This is a genomic window from Streptomyces sp. NPDC050842 (assembly GCF_044456565.1).
GTDB lineage: Bacteria > Actinomycetota > Actinomycetes > Streptomycetales > Streptomycetaceae > Streptomyces.
In genome coordinates, this window is record NZ_JBITGA010000002.1 from 1 (window position 1) to 18,405 (window position 18,405).

Below are 18,405 nucleotides of genomic sequence, written 5' to 3' on the forward strand. Positions count from 1 at the left end.
CCTGCAGGTGCACCTGATCCTGGACAACTACGCGACACACAAGACACCCGAGATCAAGAAGTGGCTGCTGACGCACCCGCGGTTCCACCTGCACTGCACGCCGACCAGTGCGTCGTGGCTGAACCTGGTGGAGCGGTGGTTCGCCGAGCTCACCCAGAAGAAACTCAAGCGCGGAGTCCACCGCTCCGTCCAGGCCCTCGAACGTGACGTCCGGGCCTGGCTCGCCGACTGGAACGAGCACCCCCGGCCCTTCATCTGGACGAAGACGGCCGACGAGATCCTCGACAAGGTTGCCGCCTACTGCCACCGAATCTCTGACTCAGGTCACTAGGCAGTGTCCGGCGGATCACGTGACTGCCTCGCGTTCGGGTCACCGGTCTGGGTGTTGGCAGGGTGGCCTGAGGGCCTCACCTGGGCGATCTGGCACGGCGGGAATGTATTCCGGTGAGCCACACCAGAGAGCCCGATTAGCCTCCCCGACATGCCCATTGAGATGAACGACACCGTGCGCAGCCTGCTTGACGTACCGCACCCGGCCGCGTCTTGTCCACCCTCAACCCTGATGGCAGCCCGCAGAGTTCGGTGGTCTGGGTGAGCCGTGACGGCGGCGAGCTGCTGATCTCCACCGAACAGGGCCGGCGCAAAGAACGGAACATCCTCCGCGACCCACGCGTCGGCCTGCCTCGCCAACCCCTACCTGTACGTGGAGATCCGCGGCACGGCCACCGTTGCCGAGGACGCCGACCACGCGGTGGCCGTCCGCATCGCCGAGGAATACCTCGGCCCGGGCGGCGGCAAGGAGTACCTGGAGGCCCCGCCGGAAGAGGTTCGAGTGGCCGTCCGCATCACCCCGACCAAGATCCTCGGCAACGCCACCAAGACCGCCTAGATTCTGTCAGGCGAGTCATGGGCGGAGCCATAAGCGGATCGCCGCGACCGTGACGGTGCCGTGGAAGACGTAGGCCCTCTTGTCGTAGCGGGTGGCGACGGCCCGGGAGCTCCTGAGCCGGTTGATCGTGCGCTCGACCTCGTTGCGGTGTTTGTAGATCTCGCTGTCGAAGCAGGTGGGCCGGCCGCCCTTGCTGCCGCGCCGTTTGCGGTTGGCCCGCTGGGTTGGCGCGGGAGCCGTAGGCTTTGGCGGCGCGGACCCTGTCAGGTGTGGTTCGTGGTCGTCCCGGACCGGCGCGGCGGACGCGCATGCGCTCGAGGACGGCCTGGAACTGAGGGCTGTCGTGCCGGTGGCCGGCCGTGATCAGCAGGGAGAGGGGCTTCTGTCCCTGCTCCGTCGCAAAGTGGATCTTCGTGGTCAAGCCGCCTCGCGAGCGTCCTAGCCCGTGGTCGCCGGGTTCGATGTCCACGCCGCCAGGGCGCTCGCGTTGGAGATCCCTTCTTCACGTGCACCAGCGGCGTGCTGGTGAGCGCGGCAGACGCTCGAGTCCACTCGCGTCCCAGCTGATCAGACCCTCCAGCCGAGCCCACTGCCGATCCGTCATATCCCCCGATCCGTCATATCCCCTCGCGCCACACCATGATCATCGCAAGGCGAGATCCACTTCCGCAGCGGACATGGCGGTGAAGGTGAGGATGGTCGAGCGACGGCGTCCACGCCCTGCTGTCGGACCGAACCTTGCGAACGACATCACTGAGCTTCTTCGAGTTGGCCGCCGATCGGGTGATTGCGACTGAGCGCTTCAGCGTCGAGTGGGCGGCTGCAGCGTCCGGTGCCAGCAGCTTGGTGAGCCGGGACAAGGGGCCACTCGAAGCTTGCCGGCCTGAACGCCAACCCGGCGGTAAGGCCGGTGAGCGACGATCAAGCTGTTGTCAGCCACTGGTTCTAAGGTCGGCCCTATGACATCAGACCTGGTCCAGGACTCATGGACTCGCATCGACGCGTGGCTGCGCGAGCACGCGCCCCGCACTTTTGCCACGCTTCGGCCGCCCGCAGGCGGCGAGGAAATCGCAGCAGCGCAACAGGAACTGGGGGTCGCCTTTCCTCCGGACCTGGTCGCTTCACTCCAACGGCACAACGGGGCGCAGGAGGGACCTGAGGCTTTCCGGTTCAGCACGGGCGATCGGCTGCTCGGAGTGAGCGGAATCCTCGGGGACACCGGGTTCATGCGCGGCATCGACCAGGGACTCGACGGGGAGACCGAGGGCTACTGGCTTCACGATTACGTGAAGTTCGGTTCTTACGACGTGACGTCGGACGGTCTCCTGATGGATTGCCGTACTGGGCGGGACTCCTTCGGTGCGATCGGACGGTTCTTCGACGAGACCGGCACCAGCTTCGGAGAGGCCGACTCGCTGGGTGAGTATCTGGCCGAACTGGCCGACACACTTGAGCGCGGCCAGGACGCCGGTGTCGTCACCTTCAACGGCCGACTGCTCTGGGAGGCGCGTCCGCCTGCCAGGCCTCAGTACAGTGCCGACGAGCCCCTTCCCGCACCGGATGAGCAGCTGCCAGAGCTCGACCTGTCCCACAGTCCCACCGACCTCCTCCACGTGAGCCACCTGGACGGACATGAGGAACTCGGTGCACTGATCGCAGTCCTGCCGTATGAGCAGGTGGTCGAGGCCGCGCGGAAGCAGCTGCGCAGACTGGCGGTCGAAACGGGGCTGAACAACTACCCGGAGGTCAAGGCAGCCCTGGACGCGTGGGAGCGTGGTGTGGCCCTACCGCGGCCGGACCAAACCGGCCCGCTCGCCATGCGACTCCGCGCGGTGCTCGCACAGGCCGACACCGACCGAGACCGCACTCGCAGGTGGGCCGCGGAGAAGATAGCCCTCGGGATCTGGGGGTCCCCCTACAGATCCGTGTGCGAGAGCGCGGAGACCCGGAGTCACTTCACTCTCGACTGGCGTGCGGATCTGCATGCGGACCTGGGCAATCCGCCACTGCCACCGATACCTGACGACCGATTTTGGGGGGCGCTGCGCAACCCCGCCATCGACTCCAGTTGGTACGCGGCCCAGTACAGCCAAGATCAGGACTGACCCCAGGGGTTTCGGTTCCGCGTGAGCGCTTCATGTGGCGGTTATCGCCAGACGAAGCGCTCACTAAGGATCTTCAGCGCTGCCGCTCCAGCGTGAGGATGGCCTTGACGATTGACGTCATGCGGTTGGGGCTGCACCGGGACCTGCGGAAGATCCGCCAGGACTTCAGGCTCGCGACACCGCGTTCAACGGGCGCTCGAGCTGCGGCCAGCGCCCGGTTGAGGGTCTTCTCGGTGGGAGTGAGTTCCTGGAGTGGCTTGCGTTTGATGCCGGTCGTCAGCCACGGTCCTGCGCCTTGGCAGGCGAGATCGGCCAGGATGGGAACGCCCTGGCGCTCGCAGATCCGGATGATCCGGTGGGTGCGGGCGGCGGTCAGGTCGTGGGCGCGGCCCGGCAGGGCGGGCGAGAGCCACAGCAGCCGGCCGCAGGGGTCGGTGACGACCTGCACGTTCACGCCGTGGCGCCGGTGTTTGTGGGAGTAGTCGGCCCGGCCGTCGCCGACCCGGTCGCACTCGGCGAGGGTGCCGTCGAGCAGGACGAAGTCGGGATCGTGCTCGCGCAGCGTCTTGAGCAGACCCGGTGCTCGTTCGGCGAGCAGGTCAACGACCGCGCGGGTGTAGGCGTGGGCGGTGGACTCGCTGATCCCAAATCCGGCGGCGATCTTCGCAAGAGTGGCGTGTTCGCGCAGGTACACCAGTGCCACCATCGCGCGCTGGGACGGACGGAGCTTGTAGCGCCGGTCGCCCTCACGGGTGACGACCAGCATGGTGACCCACTCCACGAGTGCATGCGGCAGGTCAAGTGCGACAGGATGGATGACCAACGAGGCCCCCGAGCAACGTGATTGAGACGTCAGACATCTCGATCAACAGCCCGGGGGCCTCGCTCGTTGCGCTTCACGCACCATCACCCGATCGGTGGCCACCTCGAAGACGCTCACTGATCTGAGTGTGTGCCGGTCCTGAGTCGTAGCGGTCGAGAAACGCGTTCGCTGGGAGGTCGAGTGCATGCAGTTTGGAGAACACCTCCGTACCCGCGCCCATCTCCTCGTCGCCATCGGAGATCCGGTATGCCTGCACCATGTCGAGGACTTCGAGGTCGCCCTCCCTGGCGTACTCGGCCGACTCCCGCTCGGCCAGTTCGATGGCCTCGTCGAGCGACCGTGCTCGGAACAGCACGACACGTTCCTCGAAGGGACAGTTTTCCCAGGTCAGCCATCTATAGAAGGTTCTGGCGCTGTACCACGCCTTCGGCTCATGCCTCATTGCCGGTCCGCCATCCCCTCGCGCCAAACCATGATCATCGCAAGGGAAGATCCACTTTCGCAACAGGCCTTACATGCCTGTCTGATCCAACGCCTCCAGCCAGGAGCCTGCTGCATGCATCACGGCATCCACCCCCCACCCATCTCCCCTGACCGCAGCTGGCGGAAGCCCTACCTGCGCTATGCCGCAGGCCGGGGTGCTCCACCGCAGGCACCAACCTGGTCAACGTGGTCATGGCCTTCGCTGTCCTGCAGGTTGGGGGCAGCGGTCTCTCGGCCGGCCTGGTCCGCGAGCATCGGGTCAGCATCACATGCTCTAACGGCGGGCCGCGCCACTACGGAGCGGTGGGGCCCTGGAAGGCCTGGAACGTCCTCTCGGCGGCCCATTGCCCCGAGGGCTGGAGGCTGATCAACCACATGTACAAGACGCGAGGCTCAAGACGGTCTTCCATGTCGGAGCGGAATCGGCTCTCACCGCACCGCAATCAGGGCGGGTCCGGGCGATCAAGCGCCCTGCCGGATCGCGATGTCAGGATGCTTCCATGCCTCGCACACCCAGGCACCTGCTGCACGGTGCAGGACTCGTGGCGGCTGCGCGGTGCGAGGGCTGGGACGACGTCCTTTTCGGCGTGACCGGCCGATCCTTCCCCTGGGCCGCCGTGCACCTGACCTGGGCGGGTCGCGAAGAGCACCTCCCCTGGCCCATGTCCACGCCGCTGGCTGGCCTTGCCGACCTGCTCGTCGAGTGGGCCCATCACGGGTGTGGCCGATCCCCCGAGCTTGATCGGCCGGACATGTCCTAGGCGCGGTCTTGGGGGGTGGTGGTGTGGGTCAGGGCGCTGGGGGTGCGACAGCCGACGATCGCCGGGGCCTCGTGGACGAGGGTGTCGTCGGTGAGTGCTTCCACCATGAACAGGGCGAAGTCCACCCGGCGCGTCAGGTTGCTCGCCAGTATCGGGTCGCCCACGTGTCGGCTCCAGACGGGTAGGCCTTGGCTCTCGCCCTCCTCCAGGGTGCTGCCGCGGACCACGGTCCAGCGGGTGCTGCTGGCGAAGACCCGGCGGCACGCCTCCACCTGGTCGTCGATCTCGACCGCACGGACGAGCTTGGCCAGCACGGCGGCGACCTTGACGCCCGTGGTGAACAGCCGCGAGTACCTGTCCTTGCCGTCGCGCGAGATGTGCCAGCCACAGGAGAAGATCAGGCGTGCGCCCGGCCGTGCGTGGTCGAGGACCGCCTGCGCCGTGCCCGAGGAGTACTGGCGCACGCCCCAGGGTGCCAGCACCGTCAGGACCCCGTCGCAGTCGGCGACTGCCCGCGCGATCACGTCCGGGTCGTTCGTGGGCCCCGGGATCACGGTCATCCGACCCTCGAACGCGGCCAGTTTCGGCACGCTGCTCTCACGGCACACGCCGACCACTTCGTCCCCGCGCTCCAACGCGTGGCGGACCATGTACTGCCCTAGCTTCCCCGAAGCCCCGACGATGCAGACCTTCATGGCGCAGCCCCTCCCACAGAATGCTGACCTTATGCTGTAAGGCACGCTAGCCTTATGGCGTAAGGCAGTCAAGGAAGCCGGAAGGAGACGTGGATGAGTCGACGTGGGGCGGGGCGTACGCCACTCAGTCGTGAGCGTGTGATCCTTACGGCGGTGGCGCTCGCGGACGAGAAGGGCTCGGCGGCGCTCAGCATGCGGGCGATCGCCGGACCGCTGGGCGTCGAGGCGATGTCGCTCTACCACCACGTCGCGGGGCGGGACGACATCCTCGACGGCATGGTGGACGCGGTGTTCGGCGAGATCGACCTGCCGCCGGACGGCACGGACTGGAAGAGCGCCATGCGCCACCGCGTGCTCTCCGCCCGCGCCGCCCTGCTGCGACATCCGTGGGCCATCGGCCTGATGGACTCCCGCTCCCGGCCCGGCCCGGCGACCCTGCGCCATCACGACGCCGTCATCGGCGCGCTGCGCACCGCCGGGTTCTCCGTGGCCATGACCGCGCACGCCGTCTCGCTGATCGACAGCTACCTGTACGGCTTCGTTCTGCAGGAGCTCAGCCTGCCGTTCAGCGGCCCGGTGGAACGCGACGAGGTCGCCGGCGCCATCCTGCACGACATGCCCGCCGACACCTACCCCCACCTCGCCGAGCTGGCCACGCAGCACGTCCTCACGCCCGGCTACGACTACGCCGACGAGTTCACCTTCGGTCTCGCCCTCGTCCTCGACGCCCTCCACCCGGACCAGAGCGCGCGGCCTGAGAACTCCTAACCACATGATCTTCAAGGTGGTCGGATCACTCTGGGACTGATGATCCGGGGGTGCGGGGTGGCTCGGCCTGCGTGGTGGGAAGTCGGTGACGAGCGGTGGGCGGCGCTCGAGTCGCTGCTACAGAAGGTGGAGCGGCGACAGCACCGACGCGCCGACGTCCCGGCCGCCGCACCGGCCACTGGCGGGGCGTACGCCGACGAGCGGCTCGCGGGGCGTCGCTGAGCGGAACGGCTATCGACGCCAGACGTTGGCCCCATGACACTCTGACGGAGCCCGGCGGCACCCATCCTTGAAGCCGATGCAGCCGCCGGGCACCCCCTCAGGATCGGCGGAGGACGACGTGCAGATCTACCGGCTCCTGTGGACGCGGGCGGGACGGGACGAGCGGCAGGTCTCGACCGTCAGCTACGACGCGAAGAGCGCCGAGTACTACAAGGCCCGGACGGCGGCCGCGGATGGCGTCAGCGACGTCGAGATCGTCCCGGTGGAGCCCGGCCGGCAGCCCACCTGGCCCGTCGTTGTCAGTGGCGGCTCGTAGCGTCGGAAGCAGGAAGGCCGGGAGCCGCCCGGCCGACGACGCCAGGAGCGGTCATGGGAGAGATCACCGTCAGCGCGCAGGACATCGACCACCTCCTGCACGACCCCAAGGGCGCGTACGGCGCCCCGTATCAGCGGGCCTACGCCGAGCTCGCGGTCTCACAACGTGGCAGGCCGGTCGCCGAGATCGTGCCGTTGCTCCGCGCGGCCGCCGACCGTGCGCTCCTCGGCTTCACCGCCGCCGACCTCGTCGAGCAGGCGGAGGCAGTCAGCGCCGGCGCCCGGTACGAGCTGACGATCCGCGTCACCGGGCAGTCGATACGCCGGCACACCGCTTCGACGGCGTGCCGCACGCCCTAGTCAAGATCGGCGAGCGCCCTTCTCGGCCGCGCCGCTTGCGGAAGGCGTGGGTGCCTACTCCTGACTTCGTTGTATGTCGGCCGGGCATGTCGAAGTCCGTGGCCACGTCTGGCTAGGCGGGCGGTGACGGCGGGGGGTTTCCCGGAAGGGCCGGATTCTCCGGGTGGCGTGCGTCGCCGCTGCCGAGCAGGACGCGGGCCCGGACCCGCATCGGCTCGTCGCCGCGCCGGGAGAGCAGGACCAGTTCGTCGACCCGGGCCGTCATGGGGCCGAGGAGGGCCTCCGCCTTGCGGGCGAGGGGGTGCGGGTCCGGGGTACGGCCGAGGGACAGGTGCGGGGTGAAGCCGTGCGAGTGCGATCCGCAGAGCGGGAAGCGGAGCTCAAGGGACTCCCGCAGCCGCGCCCAGGGCTCGGGGTCGGCGGCGGCCGGGTCGAGCCAGACGGTGGCGTCCTCGCGGTGTCCGAACCAGTGGACGCCCGCCAGGCGGGCGGTGAACGGCGGCGTCTCGGCGAGCGCTGCGGCGACCAGCGGCAGGGCCCGGGTGAACTCAGCTTCGGGGACGAAACCGAAGAGCACGTTGACGTGCGGCGGCCAGCGGCGGATCTGCCGGTCGTGTTCGCGGCGAATGTGCTGGATCGGCGGCCACAACTGCGTCGGCGGCAGCCAGGCGACGGCGGTGCGGTTCGTCGACGGGACGGCGAGGACGTCGCCGGGTGCCGGGGCCGGCACGGGGCCGACCTGCCCGACGATGGTCTCGTCGAGCCGGTCGACGCCGGAGGCACGGTCCCAGACGACCTGGCCGTCCGCCTCGAAGAACACCACCCGATGCCAGGGGATCTCCCCGCCCGGCACGAAGTCGCCGAGCAAGACCCGCTTCGGCGGGGCCCCGCGCTCGGCGATCCCCATCACGAACCGCTCGGGGTCGAAGCGCGGGTCCCAGAGCACCCGGTGGTAGATCTCGTCGCTGGTACGCACGTCAGCACCTGCCCTCGACTATCAGGGTGACGCTCGCCCGGTCGCCCCTGCAAGTCAGCGGTCGGCCCGCCCACCTCGCTGCCGTTGACGCCCGCCGTTTGCCGACATTGACTTCGCGCCTGTTGTCCGAGCTAGGAGTCCGGGCGAGAAGTGTGGGGTCTAGCCGCTCGTGGCCCATGACGTGCTGGCTGAGCAGCGGTTCCTCCCGTGTTTCAGACCAATGGCACGGCTGCCGAGTCTCACGCATGGGGCACTTCTTCATGCCCTCGATGCAGCAATCGGACTCGGCAAGCTCTGGCGGGCAATCAGCGAAGTGGTCGTGGGAATGCTGGCGGGCCGGGTCGCGCCGCAATCTGTCCGCCCCCAACCGCAGGTCCCGTCGGCCCGGCAGGCTTCCACGCGGCCGCGCGGCAAGCGGTCGGGAAGTCCGGGAGGCACATCGTCGGGTGCCCGCAGGTTCTCTCGACGTGCTCGACGGAGAGATCCAGGCCGTCCGTTCCGTGAGCGACCCCGACAAGGTCGGCCACCTCGGACCCGCCGTCGAAGCCTGGGGCCTCAACGGCGAGGTGAAGCCGGCCCGCCGCCCGGTCGCACCCCCTGGCCAGGGGGTGGCCGGGCGGCGAAGCGGGTGGCCGGCTACTTGGCGAGTTTGCCGTCGGCCGTCACGGCGAACCACGTGCCGCCCACACCCTGGCCGTTCGTGTCGCCGGGGGTCTTGTCGCCGGTGAACCAGTACAGCGGCCAGCAGTCGATCGTGAGCTGCTTCGTGCCGTCCGGGCGGGTGTAGGTGATCAGCTTCTTCGGGTCGATGCCCTCGACCTTGTCGAGGTCGACCAGCTTGGCGGGCCGCCACTTCTCCAGGCACGCGCCCTCGCAGTTCGACTTCATGGGCCAGGCGGTGTCCTTGGTGAAGCGGTACAGGGTCCGGCCCTTGCCATCCCTGATGATCTTGCCCAGCTTGTCGTCGTCGGCCAGTGAGAGGGCCGGCAGCGGCGCGGCGGTGCCGGGCCGCTGAGCGCCCGCCTTCTTGCCGTCCGGGGTGACCGCGAACCAGGTGCCGCCCACGCCCTGGCCGTTGGTCTGGCCCGGCGCGGTGTCCTTCGCGAACCGGTACACCGGCCAGCCCGCGATCGTCAGCTGCCGCACACCGTCGGTCCGCTGGAGCGCACCGACGCGGGAGGCGTCCACCCCACCGGGCTTGGTGCTGCCCGCGGGGACCGGGGGCCAGGTCTTGGCGCAGTCTCCGGCGCAGGCCGAGGTGGAAGGGCTGGCGGTGTCGTTGTCGAACCGGTAGAGGGTGAAGCCCTCGGCGTCGGCGACCACGGGACCGAGCTTGGCGTCGTCACGGACGGCCAGCGGCCCGGAGGCCGTCGTCCCGCCCGCCGCGGCCGTCTCGGCGCCCCCGGCCGTGCCCCCGCCGTAGGCGTCGCTGCCCGCGGCGGTCGCGGCGGGCGGCGCGGCGGCGGGACTGCTCGCACCCGTCCCCTGCGTTCCACAGGCCGTCACCCCGAACAGCAACGCGGCCCCGGCCGTGGCGACGGTGAGCTTATGCATGTTCTTCATGACAACTCCTCTTATCCAGTACTTCGTTGTGCTGTGTCGGCACCGGAAACACGCGGCCCGCCCAGGCCGGGTTCAACGGATCCGAAGAAACTTTTCGCGGGCACGAGAACGCCGGCCGGGCACAAGGCCCGGCCGGCGTCTTCCGGTGCTGCGGCGGGTGTTCTACACGGGCACGGTGACGAATCGCCTGCCCGCCTCGTTCTCGACCACGATCGCGGCCACGTCGGCCGGGGCGACCGCGGCCGAGCCGTCGAGCGAGGCGCCCTTGCCCTCCCCTTCGCGGACTCCGGCGCCCACCACCCAGCTGCCGGCCGTCGTCCGGCTCCCGTCCCGCCCCACCACGACCAGCGTGCAGCGCTCCCCCTTCGGCAGACCGGTCACCGCCGCGTGGACACGGACCCAGCCGACCGCCGGGGTCACTTGTACGGTCATCCGCGCGCCGGAGGAGGTGTCCGTCGCCGACGCGACCTTCGTACCCGGCACCGGGGTCGGCACCGAGGGGGACGCGGGAGCCGTCGGGACCGGCGAGGGCGGCAGTGCGACGGGCGCGCCGGCGTCCGGCAGAGCCGTCCCCGCCCAGAACACCCCGGCCAGTACGGCGGCCGCGGCCAGGCCCGTCACCGCCCCGCGGCGGCGGCGCCCTGCGGCGCGCTCGCCGCGCATCTGCCGGAGGGTCCGCTGGAGCAGCAGGTCGCCCCCCTCGGGCGGACCGTCGACGAACGCCTCCGGCGGCACCTCGCCCAGCGCCGCCTCCATCTCACGCAACGCGTCCACCTCCCCGCGGCACGACTCGCACCCCGACACATGCGCCTCGACACGCTCCGTGTCGGCGCCGTCGAGGACCCCGAGCACGTACGGGCCGAGCAGAACCTCCTCCTCATGCCGCTGCCCGTTCACGCGACCACCTCCCTGAACCCGCCGGGCCGCCCCGGCGCACTTGCCTCGTCACCCTCACCGAACAACCCGCGCAGCGCCTTGAGCGCGTAGTGCGACCGGGACTTCACCGTGCCCGCCGGGACGCCCAGGCTCTCCGCCGCCTCCGCGACGCTCCGACCGCGGAAGTACAACTCCGTCAGCACGTCCCGGTGCTCCGGCGTCAACCGGTCGAGGGCGCCCAGCACCGCCATGGTGTCGACGACACCGTCGGCATGATCCTCCTCGATCGGTGGCGCCGCGGGAGACTCCGCGACCTCGGCCGGCCGTGCGGCCCTGGCCCGATAGCGGTCGGTGATGATGTTGCGGGCCACCGTCAGCAGCCAGCCCCGTACCGATCCCTTGCCGTTGACCAGCACGTCCGAGTTCCGCCACGCGCGGATCAAGGTCTCCTGTACGACGTCCTCGGCCATGGCTCGGTCTCCGGTCAGCCGGGCGGCGTAGGCGAGCAGCGCTCCCCCGTGTTCCTCGTACACCGACCTGATCAACACCTCGTCACCCGAGCCGCGCCCGCCTCGCGGCCACAGTGGTCCGGCCATCACACCCACTCCGCTCTCCGTTGCCTGCGTCGTGGCCAACACGCATTCCCCGCACGATCAGTTCATGTGACCTGTGCCACATCTACTGTCGGCAGTGGCGGCCTGCGTTGAGGCAGTCGGCGACGGCCGCCATCCGGGCGTCCGTCATCACGTTGACGAACATGGCGTGGTCGGTCTTCGGGCTGTGCCGTTGTTCGGGGAAGGAGTCCAGCGCGATCGGCACGTCCGGCCCGGGCAGGTCGTAGGCCAGACGGATGGTCAGCTCGGGCACGGCGAACGTGTCCTCCGGGCAGACTCCGTTCGCCGCCCGGAAGGTCAGGTGCGTGCGCTCCGGTCCTGCGGTGTCCAGGCCGTTCCAGCAGCTGGGGAAGGTGAGGGTACGGGTCAGCCGGTCGCCCGCCGGGCATCGGGGATAGCGGGTCGTGAACCGGTCGGGGATGCTCGCGCAGCCCCACCGCGCCCGGACGTTCTCGTCGCCGGTGGAGGTCAGTGCCACCGCGTCGCCCGTGACGGCGTGCAGGAAGCGGGGCATCGGGACGACCTTGCCGACCGGGTTGCCGCCGAACTCCAGCCGTACGTCGTCGGGTTGGAGGATCTCTCCGGCGTTGCCGTGCCCGGCCGCCTTCTCGTACGCGTGCGTGGCAGGCCGGTCGGTACGGCGCAGCACCGGCCAGTAGTACGTGGAGCGATCGCCCCCGCGGCATGTGGTGGGCGCGGCCGCCAGGCTCGCGTCGGTGGAGCGGGCGTCGGTGGACAGGTTGCCGACGTAGGCGTGGGTGTGGTGGGCGCCGCCTCGCAGGCCCGGCGAGACGACCAGGTTGTCCTGGTTGTAGTGGGCCTCCTCGTTGCGGCCGCAGTCGACCGTGACCGTGCCGGTCGAGGCGTCCGGCCCTCGAAGCGGCTTGCTCCGGGCGGGCGGTACGTCGCGGATGTCGACGAAGTCCCCCGGCGCCCCCGTGGCGGAGGCCGTCCCGTGTGATGCCCCGCCGTCACGGGACACACCGAGGATGGCCACGGTCAGGGCACCCCCTATGACCAGGCAGATCAGCACAGTGAACCAGCGACGTTCTCTCCCCATGCCCGCCACCGTCCCTGCCGTGCACCGCCCGCGTCAACTACGGGCCCTTGGCCGGCCCGGGCATCTCGGCCACGGCGGGAGGAGGCGCCCGCGGGAGCCGGCGCCGTGGGGACGGCGACGGCTCCCGCGGTGACGCGTCACGGGTGGATCAGGGGCAGCTGATGCGGGCGTCGCCCGGGTCGGTGGTGCAGGTGTCGGTGCCGAAGCCGCCGTTGGCGGTGTCGTTGGCGAGGACCGCGTCGGTGGTCGTGAGGCGGTCGTTGCCGTAGGAGCCCGTCAGGGTGTCGTTCCCGGGGCCGCCGTTCATCGTGTCGTCGCCGAAGGCGCCGTCGAGGTTGTCGTTGCCGTAGCCGCCGTGGACGGTGTCGTTGCCGTAGCTCGCGCGGACGATGTCGTTGCCGCCGAGGCCGCAGATCACGTCGTTGGCGTAGCCGCCGTTCAGGGTGTCCGGGCCGCTGGTGCCGATGATCGTGCAGCCGCGGGCGTTGTTCACGGACGTGGTCCCGCCGGCCGTGTTGTCGGAGGTGACGGGGTCCGCCGGGGTGCCCGCGACGGTCGCCGTGTGCGTGAGGGTGCCGGTGGAGCGGGGCTCCGCCGTGAGTGTGACGGTCGTGCTCGTGCCCGGGGCGAGCGAGCCGAGGGAGCAGGTCGCCCGTGTCGAGGTCGTCGTGCACGTGCCCTGTGCGGGGGTGGCGGAGGTGAGGGTCACCCCGGCGCCGGCGAGGGTGTCCGTCAGGGTGATGCCGGTCGCGGTGGCGGTGGAGGCCGCCCTGTTGGCGACGGTGAGCGTGTACGAGACGCGGTCGCCGATGCTCACCGCGGCCGTGGTGCTCGTCGTGACCGACAGGTCGGCCTGCGGCGGCGGAGGCGTCGTCACGTCCCCTCCCTGGTAGCGGGCGAGTGCGAAGGCGAAGCCCGCCCCGTACCCGGCCGCGACGATCTTGCCGTCCGGCTGGACGAGTACCGAGCGGGCCTCGTCGAAGTCCCCGAAGCCGGTGACCACGAAGCCGTCGCCGCCGAAGCCGGTGTCCACGGTGCCGTTGGCGTGGAAGCGTGCCAGGCCGAAGTCGTTGGCCTCGGAGCTGTTCGGGTCGTCGGCCCCGCCGGCGAGGACGATCTTCCCGTTCTGTTGCAGGGCCATGGCGTACGCGGTCCCGCCGTCCCCGGGGAAGGCCACCGAGGTCCGGCCGCCGGTGCCGAACCCGGTGTCAGGGCTGCCGTCGGCGTTGTAGCGGAGGAGGGCGAAGCCGGCGCCGCCGGAACCCGCGGCGAGGATCCTGCCGTCGGGCTGGACCGCGACCGCGTTGCCGAACTCGGTGCCTCCGAAGTCCGCGCTGACCATGCCGTCACCGCTGAAGCCCGTGTCGAGGCTGCCGTCGGGCAGGTAGCGGACCACGCCGATGTCGAAGCCGGTGTTGCCCACGTAGCCGACCGACACGACCCGTCCGTCGGGCTGGAGGGCCATGCTCCGGGCGATGCCGCCGACTTCCTGCGGCGAGGAGGGCGTGAATCCGGCGACGACCGCGCCGTCGCCGCCCAGGCTCGGGTCCAGGTTGCCGTCCGTGTCGAGGCGGACCAGCGCGAACCCGCCACCGCCGCCCTTGCCCGCGGCGACGATCCGGCCGTCGCTCCGCACCGCCACGTCCGCACCGTCCGCGGACCCGCCGAACTCCTCGACCCGTACGAGACCACCGTCGCCGAAGTCCGGGTCCAGAGTGCCGTCGGGCAGGTAGCGGGCGACGGAGAAGAAGCAGCAGCCTCCGCCCTCTTCCGCGATCACCTCGGTGATACCGGCCACGACGATCTTTCCGTCGGCGGGCTGGATCGCGACGGCGTTCGCCGAATGGGCTCCGCCGCCGAAGGCGCTGGTCACGAGGCCGCCGGTGCCGAAGCCCGGGTCGAGGCCGCCGCCGGGCAGGTAGCGGGCGAGCGCGAATCCACCCTCGCTCAGACCCGCCACGACCAACTTGCCGTCCGCCTGCCGTGCGATGTCGTGGCCTTCCGCGTACCCGGGGAAGGCCGTGGTCACCCGGCCGTCCGGGCCGAACGTCGGATCCAGGTCCCCGGGCGCGGCCACCGCCGCACCGGGCAGCGCGAGCACGAGCGCCGTGGCGAGCGCGGCCGAGGCCGCGGCCCTCCCCCGCGTCCTTCGGTGCCACCGCGCGGGTCTCGGATGTGTCTGGGTCATGGGTGTACAGCCTCCGAAGGGGAGTGGAGTGCGGACAGCAGCGGCGCACAGCTTCGTGACCGAAGCCCGCCCGCGGGCCGCGGGCACCGCCTCACTGCGCCCACTGGCCCCCTCGAACCACCCCGGCGAGGGAGCGCACACGGGCCGCCCGACCGCCCGCCGGACGGGCTAAGCCGCTGCGGTACGGACCCCTCAGGCGGGGCCGCACGTCGGGTCGGCGATCGCGCTCACCGTGTACGGGGGCAGGCCAGGCGGATCGTCGAGCTGGCTGTTGACCACGTACAGCCGGCAGCCGTGCCGCGCCAGCGTGGTCGGCAGGTCGAAGGGGCCGTCGGTGAGGCGATGCGTCACCGTGCCCGACCGCAGCTCCTCGTCCAGCCGGGCGATGTACACACCGTGCGGGGCGCCGTAGTTGAGTACGGCGTACAGGGTCCGGCCGCGCAGCACCATGCCGTCGGGGCCGAAGGACTCCTCTCCCAGGTCGAGCCGGCTGACGTCCCGGCCTGCCGTGCCGATCCGCCAGACGGCCTCGGTGCCGTTGGACGCGACCAGCAGGGTGGTGCCCGACTCGTCGGCCACGATGCCGTTCAACAGCCAGTACTTCGCGGGGAACTGCGGGAAGGCCGGGCGGATGTCGAGCCAGGGTTCGAGCGGACCGAGGACGCCGCCCCGGATCTCCGCCCGGAGAATGACGGGGTTGGCCCAGTCGGTCACGTACACCGCGTCCTTCGTCACGGCCAGGTCGTTCAGGTCGGGCGCGCCGAGCGGGCCGCCGGGTGCCGTACGGGTGGCCAGCAGGCGTCCGTGCCGGTCGTGGACGGTCAGCGTCGCCCCGCCCACCGAGAGGACGCGGCCGCGCCGGTCGGTGTGGACGCCCAGGGAGCTGGGCCGGTCCTCCAGTCCGCGGGCCGGGAAGGACTTCATGTCGGGGGTGCCGACGCGGCCGCGGTAGAGGGCGCCCGTACCGTCCGAGGACACGTACATGGTGCCGTCCGGTGTGATCGCGATGCCCTCCGGGAGTACGCCGGGCGCCCGCGAGACGACATAGGAGCCGGGCAGGTCCCGGGCGGTGGCCGCCGGGCCGGGCACGGCGGCGAGCGCCGTGAGGAGGGCCGTGGCGGCGGTGAGCCGGACGAGGGAGCGGGCCGTGGGGGTGCGGGCGGGGGTCGGGGCGGTTCTCCGGGCGGGGATGCGGCGCATCGGTACGGCCTCCGTTGTCGGGTCGACGTCGTGGACACCCGGAGCGTGCAACGGCGTCGGCGGTGACGCATCGCCTTTTACCCCTGGGTAAAAGGGTCCGCCGGGCCGATAATCGGCTCGCATGATCCGCCTTCACTTCACGGCCGCCGATCTCCGTCAGATCACCCTCGCCCCGGCGGCGAACGCGCTCTCCGAGACCGCCCTGAGCCTGCGGCTCAGCCTGCGCCTGCGGGCGGGCGGTGGGCGCGAGAACGGCGGCACCGGCGTCAGCGGCGGGTACGGGCACGGGCCGTGGGACCGGCCGCGTCCCGCCGCCCGTCAGTGGCACCAGGCTCTCCGCGGGACCGCGAGCGCCCGGGCCGGCGTCCTGGCCGAACTCGTCACCGAGGACGGGTTCCTGCCGGACTTCCTGCTCCAGCCGTCCCTGCACGACTTCGCCGACGCTCTGGAGGCGGCCGCCGCGACGCCGGCGGAGCAGCTCGCGCTCGACCTCGGGATCCCCCGCGCCGCGGGCCGGAACGGCCATCTGACGCGCCCCGGCCCCTGGGTACGGGAGCTCGCCCAGGGCTCCCCGAGCGCGACCCGCGCGCTGATCGCCGACACCCGCCGGTACTTCCACACGTCGGTGGAACCGCTCTGGCCCCGGATCCGCGGCAGCGCCCTCACCGATCGCGCACTGCGCTCCGAGATGTTGCTGCGCGGAGGCGTCGACGCCCTGTTGACCACCCTGGCGACGACCTGGAAGTGGCAGCCGCCGACGCTCCACCTGCCGTCCGCGTCGGCGTACGACATCCCGCTGTGCGGTCGCGGCCTGCTCCTCGTTCCGTCGTGGTTCGCGACGGGGCCACTGGTGATGTACCGCCCCACGGCGGCGACCGTGCTCGTCTACCCCCTGCGGGACGACTCCGACACCTCGGCGGGCGGACCCGGCGGCAGGCCGGAAGCGCTCGCCGCGCTCCTCGGCCGCACCCGCGCGCACATGCTCGCTCTCCTCCGCACGCCCGCCACGACCACGGCCCTGGCCGAACGCGCCGCCGTCTCCCTGCCTGCGGCGAGCCAACACACACGGGTGCTGCGCGAGGCCGGGCTCGTCGACACGACGCGGACCGGCGTCGCCGTCCTCCACACCCTCACGCCCCTCGGGCACAACCTCCTCGCCGGAACCTGACCGGCGGCGCGCACGGGCGGGCGCCGCTCACGGGGCCCGGTGACCGCGGGGAACCACCATCCGGGTCAGGAGCGCTCCGCCCGGACGGAGGTCCGCCCAGGTGCCCTGCCAGGTCAGGACGGCCGTCGCCGAGGTCGGGAACTTGGTCCGTACGCGGTCCAGGGCGTCCCCGACACCCCTGGCCGCGAGCAGCAGGACCAGGTCTTCGAGGCCCGGGTTGTGACCGACCAGGACCAAGGTGCCGGCCTCTTCGGGTACGCCGTGGAGGACGTCGAGGAGCTCCCCGGCGTCGGCCCCGTACAGGCGTGGGTCGTGGCGGGTCGGCGGAGGGCCGTCCAGTTCGGCGGCGGCCAGTTCCCAGGTGTGGCGGGCGCGCAGGGCCGGGGAGCACAGGACGAGGTCGGGCAGCACTCCGGTCTCCGCCAGGAAGCGCCCGGCCGCCGGGGCGTCGCGCAGACCGCGTGGGCCGAGGGGCCGGTCATGGTCGGGGACGCCTTCCGGCCAGGCGCTCTTGGCGTGGCGGAGGACGACGAGTCGGCGCGGTCGGCCGTCGGCGGACCCGATGCGCTCGGAGTTCTGGGTGGAGGCCGGCACATGTCCGAGCGTAGGGGGCGGGTGCGCGGACGGCCAGGGGCCCTACGGGTAGGTGCGCACGTCGTCCTGGTAGTCGCGGGCCCGTTCCCGTACGAGCTCGGGCAGGGTGCCCGCCGCGAGGTCGGCGAGGGTCGTGCTCTCCAGAACCTGGCGCAAACTCGTCCGCACGGCACGCCACACGTCCGGCATGGGCGCCGCCGCGCCTTGGTACTCCAGGCCCGTCAGTTTCAGGTCCCGGACGCTGACCAGCGGTCCGTCCATCGCCCGGATGATGTCGGCGAGGGTGATCTCCGCGGCCGGCCGGGTGAGGGTGTACCCGCCGTCGGGGCCGCGGACGCTCCGCACCAGTCGTGCCTGCCGCAGGTCGCTGAGCACGACGAAGAGGAAGCGGACGGGGATGTCCTGGCGTCCTGCGATGTCCTCGGCCTTGAGGGGGCGGTCCGGGGAGCAGGCCAGTTCGGCCATGGCCCGGATGGCGTAGTCCGTTCGTGCTGAGATCCTCACGCACCCAATGTCTCACGAGTGGCGGGTTCGTGACCTGGGCGCCTTGTGACGGGCTCGTCAACGGCTCGGCGGCGCGGTGTTGTTGTCCGGAAGCCGCGTTGTGACTCCACTTTGTTCATCGACATAGTGAACATTGCTGGTGCAGTGCCCGCCCCTTGGTTCGGAGGTCTCCGTGGTGTCCGTGGTACCTGTCGTGTCGTCGTCGCCCGCCGAGTCACCCGAGTCACCCGAGTCAGCCGAC

The 18,405-nt window shown here is 71.0% G+C and carries 19 protein-coding genes and 1 pseudogene; 7 read left to right on the forward strand and 13 right to left on the reverse strand.

The features are described 5' to 3' along the window. Both ACIBG6_RS05255 and ACIBG6_RS05260 read left to right on the forward strand, forming a co-directional pair. Positions 1-331 (forward strand): transposase (locus ACIBG6_RS05255; RefSeq protein WP_399221199.1); only part of this gene is annotated, 331 nt, incomplete at its 5' end. Between the two features lie 372 nt (positions 332-703). Then, entirely contained in the window at positions 704-889 is a 186-nt protein-coding gene (locus ACIBG6_RS05260) for a hypothetical protein (protein WP_399221970.1), read from the forward strand. 15 nt (positions 890-904) lie between these two features. Here the strand turns inward: ACIBG6_RS05260 and ACIBG6_RS05265 are convergent. After that, positions 905-1,441, reverse strand: a pseudogene (locus tag ACIBG6_RS05265) (IS5 family transposase); the annotation flags it as partial. Between the two features lie 407 nt (positions 1,442-1,848). Between ACIBG6_RS05265 and ACIBG6_RS05270 the strand changes: the two are divergent. Beyond that, positions 1,849-2,994, forward strand: coding sequence for an SMI1/KNR4 family protein (locus tag ACIBG6_RS05270; protein ID WP_399221200.1), 1,146 nt, complete (start codon positions 1,849-1,851; stop codon positions 2,992-2,994). A 73-nt stretch (positions 2,995-3,067) separates the two neighbouring features. On the opposite strand, the gene ACIBG6_RS05275 is transcribed toward ACIBG6_RS05270, so the two are convergent. From ACIBG6_RS05275 to ACIBG6_RS05285, 3 genes are all read right to left on the reverse strand, one after another. Next, positions 3,068-3,817, reverse strand: a complete 750-nt coding sequence (locus tag ACIBG6_RS05275) for a transposase family protein (protein WP_399221202.1) — start codon at positions 3,815-3,817, stop codon at positions 3,068-3,070. Between the two features lie 73 nt (positions 3,818-3,890). Then, on the reverse strand, positions 3,891-4,172 hold the full coding sequence (locus ACIBG6_RS05280; RefSeq protein ID WP_399221203.1) for a hypothetical protein: 282 nt from the start codon (positions 4,170-4,172) through the stop codon (positions 3,891-3,893). 885 nt (positions 4,173-5,057) lie between these two features. Next, on the reverse strand, positions 5,058-5,756 hold the full coding sequence (locus ACIBG6_RS05285; protein ID WP_399221204.1) for an NAD(P)-dependent oxidoreductase: 699 nt from the start codon (positions 5,754-5,756) through the stop codon (positions 5,058-5,060). Positions 5,757-5,849: 93 nt separating this feature from the next. Here ACIBG6_RS05285 and ACIBG6_RS05290 point away from each other — a divergent pair, with 93 nt between their 5' ends. The 3 genes from ACIBG6_RS05290 to ACIBG6_RS05300 all read left to right on the forward strand — a co-directional run bounded on the left by ACIBG6_RS05290 (position 5,850) and on the right by ACIBG6_RS05300 (position 7,421). Further along, positions 5,850-6,524 carry a TetR/AcrR family transcriptional regulator gene (locus ACIBG6_RS05290; protein ID WP_399221205.1) on the forward strand — a complete coding sequence of 225 codons (675 nt, stop codon included), beginning with the start codon at positions 5,850-5,852 and terminating at the stop codon, positions 6,522-6,524. Between the two features lie 298 nt (positions 6,525-6,822). Beyond that, positions 6,823-7,062, forward strand: coding sequence for a hypothetical protein (locus ACIBG6_RS05295; RefSeq protein ID WP_399221206.1), 240 nt, complete (start codon positions 6,823-6,825; stop codon positions 7,060-7,062). Between the two features lie 53 nt (positions 7,063-7,115). Beyond that, on the forward strand, positions 7,116-7,421 hold the full coding sequence (locus ACIBG6_RS05300) for a hypothetical protein (protein WP_399221207.1): 306 nt from the start codon (positions 7,116-7,118) through the stop codon (positions 7,419-7,421). Between the two features lie 112 nt (positions 7,422-7,533). Here the strand turns inward: ACIBG6_RS05300 and ACIBG6_RS05305 are convergent, their stop codons facing one another. From ACIBG6_RS05305 to ACIBG6_RS05335, 7 genes are all read right to left on the reverse strand, one after another. Further along, positions 7,534-8,397: an RNA repair domain-containing protein gene (locus ACIBG6_RS05305; protein ID WP_399221208.1), complete on the reverse strand. Its 864-nt coding sequence runs from the start codon at positions 8,395-8,397 to the stop codon at positions 7,534-7,536. Between the two features lie 636 nt (positions 8,398-9,033). After that, the gene (locus tag ACIBG6_RS05310; RefSeq protein WP_399221209.1) at positions 9,034-9,960 is read right to left on the reverse strand and encodes an SCO0930 family lipoprotein; all 927 of its coding nucleotides are present in this window, start codon (positions 9,958-9,960) and stop codon (positions 9,034-9,036) included. Between the two features lie 162 nt (positions 9,961-10,122). Further along, positions 10,123-10,857 carry a zf-HC2 domain-containing protein gene (locus tag ACIBG6_RS05315; RefSeq protein WP_399221210.1) on the reverse strand — a complete coding sequence of 245 codons (735 nt, stop codon included), beginning with the start codon at positions 10,855-10,857 and terminating at the stop codon, positions 10,123-10,125. Then, the gene (locus ACIBG6_RS05320) at positions 10,854-11,432 is read right to left on the reverse strand and encodes a sigma-70 family RNA polymerase sigma factor (protein WP_399221211.1); all 579 of its coding nucleotides are present in this window, start codon (positions 11,430-11,432) and stop codon (positions 10,854-10,856) included. Before ACIBG6_RS05320 ends, ACIBG6_RS05315 begins: the two co-directional genes overlap by 4 nt. Before the next feature lie 82 nt (positions 11,433-11,514). Next, positions 11,515-12,510 carry a DUF1996 domain-containing protein gene (locus ACIBG6_RS05325; protein WP_399221212.1) on the reverse strand — a complete coding sequence of 332 codons (996 nt, stop codon included), beginning with the start codon at positions 12,508-12,510 and terminating at the stop codon, positions 11,515-11,517. A 148-nt stretch (positions 12,511-12,658) separates the two neighbouring features. Continuing rightward, positions 12,659-14,698, reverse strand: coding sequence for a calcium-binding protein (locus tag ACIBG6_RS05330; protein WP_399221213.1), 2,040 nt, complete (start codon positions 14,696-14,698; stop codon positions 12,659-12,661). A 192-nt stretch (positions 14,699-14,890) separates the two neighbouring features. Further along, positions 14,891-15,898, reverse strand: coding sequence for a hypothetical protein (locus ACIBG6_RS05335; RefSeq protein ID WP_399221214.1), 1,008 nt, complete (start codon positions 15,896-15,898; stop codon positions 14,891-14,893). A gap of 121 nt (positions 15,899-16,019) precedes the next feature. Between ACIBG6_RS05335 and ACIBG6_RS05340 the strand changes: the two genes are divergently transcribed. Then, positions 16,020-17,066, forward strand: a complete 1,047-nt coding sequence (locus tag ACIBG6_RS05340; RefSeq protein WP_399221215.1) for an ArsR/SmtB family transcription factor — start codon at positions 16,020-16,022, stop codon at positions 17,064-17,066. 27 nt (positions 17,067-17,093) lie between these two features. Here the strand turns inward: ACIBG6_RS05340 and ACIBG6_RS05345 are convergent, their stop codons facing one another. Continuing rightward, positions 17,094-17,660 carry a SixA phosphatase family protein gene (locus ACIBG6_RS05345; protein WP_399221217.1) on the reverse strand — a complete coding sequence of 189 codons (567 nt, stop codon included), beginning with the start codon at positions 17,658-17,660 and terminating at the stop codon, positions 17,094-17,096. Between the two features lie 42 nt (positions 17,661-17,702). Continuing rightward, on the reverse strand, positions 17,703-18,164 hold the full coding sequence (locus ACIBG6_RS05350) for an RrF2 family transcriptional regulator (protein ID WP_399221218.1): 462 nt from the start codon (positions 18,162-18,164) through the stop codon (positions 17,703-17,705). Between the last annotated feature and the right edge of the window lie 241 nt (positions 18,165-18,405).

Bases quoted from the DNA above. Each gene is read 5' to 3' on its own strand.
- ACIBG6_RS05285 (WP_399221204.1), bottom strand. From the start codon at position 5,756: ATGAAGGTCTGCATCGTCGGGGCTTCGGGGAAGCTAGGGCAGTACATG.
- ACIBG6_RS05320 (WP_399221211.1), bottom strand. From the start codon at position 11,432: ATGGCCGGACCACTGTGGCCGCGAGGCGGGCGCGGCTCGGGTGACGAG.
- ACIBG6_RS05330 (WP_399221213.1), bottom strand. From the start codon at position 14,698: ATGACCCAGACACATCCGAGACCCGCGCGGTGGCACCGAAGGACGCGG.
- ACIBG6_RS05295 (WP_399221206.1), top strand. From the start codon at position 6,823: ATGCAGCCGCCGGGCACCCCCTCAGGATCGGCGGAGGACGACGTGCAG.
- ACIBG6_RS05340 (WP_399221215.1), top strand. From the start codon at position 16,020: ATGATCCGCCTTCACTTCACGGCCGCCGATCTCCGTCAGATCACCCTC.
- ACIBG6_RS05270 (WP_399221200.1), top strand. From the start codon at position 1,849: ATGACATCAGACCTGGTCCAGGACTCATGGACTCGCATCGACGCGTGG.
- ACIBG6_RS05335 (WP_399221214.1), bottom strand. From the start codon at position 15,898: ATGCGCCGCATCCCCGCCCGGAGAACCGCCCCGACCCCCGCCCGCACC.
- ACIBG6_RS05290 (WP_399221205.1), top strand. From the start codon at position 5,850: ATGAGTCGACGTGGGGCGGGGCGTACGCCACTCAGTCGTGAGCGTGTG.
- ACIBG6_RS05310 (WP_399221209.1), bottom strand. From the start codon at position 9,960: ATGAAGAACATGCATAAGCTCACCGTCGCCACGGCCGGGGCCGCGTTG.
- ACIBG6_RS05300 (WP_399221207.1), top strand. From the start codon at position 7,116: ATGGGAGAGATCACCGTCAGCGCGCAGGACATCGACCACCTCCTGCAC.
- ACIBG6_RS05325 (WP_399221212.1), bottom strand. From the start codon at position 12,510: ATGGGGAGAGAACGTCGCTGGTTCACTGTGCTGATCTGCCTGGTCATA.